This window comes from Vibrio sp. V23_P3S9T160 (genome assembly GCF_963886625.1).
In the GTDB taxonomy this organism is placed as follows: domain Bacteria; phylum Pseudomonadota; class Gammaproteobacteria; order Enterobacterales; family Vibrionaceae; genus Vibrio; species Vibrio anguillarum.
In genome coordinates this window covers 1-2,740 of sequence record NZ_CAWPDB010000084.1, presented here as the reverse complement: position 1 = coordinate 2,740, position 2,740 = coordinate 1, and the positions used below count along the sequence as shown (strand labels likewise).

Below are 2,740 nucleotides of genomic sequence, written 5' to 3'. Positions count from 1 at the left end.
TCTCCGCCGATGATGAATCCAATAACAAAATCAATAATTACATTGATAAAGAGTTTCAAAATATTGACCGTGAAACCTTCAAGCAGCAGCTGCGTGATGCTATGAAAAATATTACCGCGGATTACGAAACTGGGTTAAAAAAAGGCCGTAAAGTATCTGTAAACCGACCGATTGATGGCGCACCTGCTCCAAAACGTCTTAGATAACCATTAATGCGCTATTCTGCTCTGTGCATTCGATAGAAATGCGCTACTATTTGAACAGAAATTAGCCCCACAAAACATGGTGAAAATTTGAGAGTTGTCCTTAGTTTGTGCCTGTTTTTCTCCTCATTAGTACTGGCTTCTCCTGTTGCTGAGCTAACTGCCCAAGCTCAGCAACAAAACTCAAATGCGCAATATCAATTGGCGCTGGCTTATCAGCAAGGGGACAAAGTTGCTGTTAACCTAAACAATGCGTTTTATTGGTTTCAGCAAGCGGCGCAGAATGGACACCCCTTAGCCAAATCTAGGCTAGCCAACCTCTATTTAAAGGGACAAGGAACCCCAAAAGACATCCCTCAAGCTCTATTTTGGCTGACAGACTTAGCCACTAGCGGCGATGTGAATGCTCAATTACAACTCGCTAGAACATACGAAACACTCCCTTCGCCACCCTCAGCGTTAGAATTGTCAGAAATGTGGTATCGCATTGCGGCAAGTAAGAGTAGCCAAGCCGAAGAGGGTTATGCCCGTGTATTGCAAGAAAAATTCAATCAACAACGTGCAAAACAAGTCTCCTCCATCAGCCAATTAGACAGCGCTTTTGACAGCAGCGATGAAGCTGACATGGTGGTCAGCACTGCACCCGTTGATCGCAACTCGACAAGCTCTATCATGACGGATTACTTATCTCTGTTGTTGCTGATGGTACTCCTTTTGATGCTTATCTATCTTTTCCGCTTCTGGAGCCGAAAACGTAAGACCCAGCAACACGATAAAAATAGTCAACACCAGCAAGAAATCGAATCGCAGGCTTTTATGATCAAACAGCAAAAAAGGCAGCTTGAAAGCTTATTCAAAGAGATCAAAAGGCTACAAAACAATCATGTTGCTCAATCTCAGGATCAAAAATTACTATTAGCCTGTGCATTATTTGGCTTTAAACCCAGTGAACTTCCCGATGAAAAAAGCATCAAGCTTCGCTACAAGCAACTGTGCAAAATATACCACCCAGATCTTCAAGGCTCACAAGAAGAAATGAAACGACTCAATGGTGCGTTAAAAATCATCCTGCCTCACGTTAAGTAAATGTTATTTTTAATGCGAAATATTACCGCTCGCGATTAAAACACTCGCTAGAGATAGACAACGCAATCGATCTCCATCTCACTTAAAGTAACAAATAGTTAACTTAATTCTCTTTTATATGGGATAATGCGCCGCGAAAATTGCACCTAAATCTTCTAGGTGGGGAGAAAACATGTTTACGATTGAAGGTATTTGCGATTGGTGTAAACAACCAAAGCTATTAATAAAACACGAATATATTGATGGGAAATCGCATCACTCATGTGAAAGTTGCAATGAGTTTGCGCGCATGGATGTCAGGCAGTTTAATATTGCAGAGCAAGCATTTCGAGATCGACAGTCACTGTCACATTAGGCATCAATAGCTATACATGAAAAAGCGCCAACACGGCGCTTTTTTACTGCCTGTTTTAAAGCACAACCATTTCAACGACCATGACAACTTATCTAATTAACCTGAACTCGGGATAAGAATAGAAGGGAACTAAAAGCTGGTGCTGCGATCAGATCTTTCGACCAAGAGAGAACAACCGCAAAGGAACCAGCTATGCATAAACTAGTAGACTTATTCTGCCATGTCGATGACTTTTGTCAGGCTTTTCTACCCCAATGGCAACAACTCCAGATCGAGAGCGGTAAACGCAAGCGTCATCGTAAAGGCCGTATGTCCCAAAGCGAAATAATGACCATCATTATTGCCTTTCATATGTCGCACCAACGGGATTTTAAGAACTTCTACCTCGGCATTATCCACCGATACCACAAAAATGAATTTCCAACCCTGCTCAGCTATACACGTTTTCTCGAAGTCATGCCTTCCGTATTAGTCCCTCTCAGTTCGTTCTTCACCCATTTGAAAGGAGAACCTACAGGCATTGAGTTTATTGACTCTACGAGCATTAAGGTTTGTCACAACTTACGCATACCAAGACATAAGGTATTCAAAGGAACAGCCGCAAGAGGTAAAGGTACAATGGGTTGGTTTTATGGGTTTAAGCTGCACATCATCACGAATCACCTTGGTGAGATTGTTGCGGCCAAACTCACTCCCGCAAATACAGACGATAGAAAGCCCGTCCGTGAATTATCAAAAGGATTACTCGATAAACTCTATGCAGACAAAGGCTATATCAGTAAAGCACTTACTGAAGATTTGAAGGCCGATGGAATAACCTTGGTAACGACTCACCGTAAGAATATGAAGCCTAAATTTCTTGCTGCTTGGGATAGAGTGATGTTGTCAAAAAGGTTCATCATCGAGACCATCAATGACCAACTGAAAAACATTTCTCAAATTGAGCATTATCGTCATAGGAGCTTACATGGCTTCATGCTGAATTTACTTGGTGGCTTAATCGCTTACTGTCTAAAGCCAGAAAAGCCATCGCTCAATATCACTGATACCGAAAAGTCAGGACTGATGGTGATGGCTTAAACCGATCTCAGGTTAA

At 41.9% G+C, this 2,740-nt stretch carries 3 protein-coding genes and 1 pseudogene; all 4 read left to right on the top strand.

Translation table 11 applies throughout. From position 1 onward, the window contains the following. A pseudogene (locus AACU59_RS04495) lies at positions 1-206 on the top strand (transcriptional regulator); the annotation flags it as partial. Positions 207-311: 105 nt separating this feature from the next. Further along, positions 312-1,289, top strand: a complete 978-nt coding sequence (locus AACU59_RS04490) for a J domain-containing protein (protein WP_094125746.1) — start codon at positions 312-314, stop codon at positions 1,287-1,289. A gap of 172 nt (positions 1,290-1,461) precedes the next feature. After that, a complete protein-coding gene (locus tag AACU59_RS04485; protein WP_010319035.1) occupies positions 1,462-1,644 on the top strand; it encodes a hypothetical protein in 183 nt (60 codons plus the stop codon). Between the two features lie 192 nt (positions 1,645-1,836). Then, positions 1,837-2,724, top strand: coding sequence for an IS982 family transposase (locus tag AACU59_RS04480; RefSeq protein ID WP_161437703.1), 888 nt, complete (start codon positions 1,837-1,839; stop codon positions 2,722-2,724). Positions 2,725-2,740: the final 16 nt, after the last annotated feature.

Coding starts and splice junctions, on each gene's coding strand:
- AACU59_RS04480 (WP_161437703.1), top strand. CDS start 1,837: ATGCATAAACTAGTAGACTTATTCTGCCATGTCGATGACTTTTGTCAG.
- AACU59_RS04485 (WP_010319035.1), top strand. CDS start 1,462: ATGTTTACGATTGAAGGTATTTGCGATTGGTGTAAACAACCAAAGCTA.